Origin of the sequence: Protofrankia sp. Cr1 (assembly GCF_963555865.1) — a bacterium.
GTDB lineage: Bacteria > Actinomycetota > Actinomycetes > Frankiales > Frankiaceae > Protofrankia.
The window spans coordinates 5,687-6,632 of record NZ_CAUVXO010000087.1 but is presented as its reverse complement, the minus strand read 5'-3'; the positions used below and the strand labels follow the sequence as shown (position 1 = coordinate 6,632).

Sequence of the window (946 nt, the reverse complement as noted above, 5' to 3'; positions counted from 1 at the left end):
CGGATGACACGTGGACCAGCGCCGTGTCGAGGTGCGGAATGCGGACGCACAGGCTCTCCTGCCGCGAGTGACAGGCTGCGACGATACCCAGCCGACATCACGTGAAGCCGCACGTCCTGTGACAGAGTGCGACAGACCCGTCGATGCAGATTCCACACGGGCGAGCCTCCGAACGCAAGAGTCTGACGCCAAATGCTTGTCGCAACAGTAGAACATAAACCAAAAACCTGGCGCTACACACCTTTTCAGCTGTTCTTCTGTTTCAACCTGATATCGGCTGTATACCGCCGCACGCCATTGCGAGGCCGCAGATCAACGTAACTTCTCCACACCGTCAACCAGAAACGCCAGATGATGATCGCGTGCCCAGGTCCCGACCCGCGACTGTGCAGTTGCAGGCCCCGGCGCCGCGAGCGCCTGTCCGATGGAGAAGCCGACGATCATGAAAACCACGGCAGCGAGCACGGTCAGCACGATCACGGCCGGGCGTCTGCCCGAGGTGCGCCCGCGCGTTCCCGCACCCGCGGACCGCCCCTTGTCCGACGGTGCCCGCGCACTGGCCTGAGCCCTGCCGTCCCGAACCTTGGCGGCCGCAGGCCTGACTGCCTGGGCCGGCCTGACCGGCCGGGAAGCCGTACCGCTGGTCCCACTGCCCGTCTGGGCCCGATCCTCCGTGGCCCGACCGTCCGTGGCCCGCGGACGCCGCGCGGCGACAACTGACCTGTCGTCATCCCCGGGGATCGTGGCGAACTGGTCGGTGGCGCCGATCTCTTCCCGATCAGCCTGTTTTGCCTGATCCGGAAACGGGTTAAAGCCTTCCGTCGGCGGGCCGGTGTAGGGCCTCGGCCCGGTGGCGGTCCCCGCCGCAGCACCTCGCCCAGGCGCGCTGCCCAGCGCACGATCACTTCCCCGTGGGGGGGCAATGCGCAAGCCGGATGCAGCGTCA

The 946-nt window shown here is 66.8% G+C and carries 1 pseudogene; it reads right to left on the bottom strand.

From position 1 onward, the window contains the following. Positions 1 to 312 precede the first annotated feature (312 nt). Positions 313 to 946, bottom strand: a pseudogene (locus tag U9980_RS09995) (hypothetical protein); the annotation flags it as partial.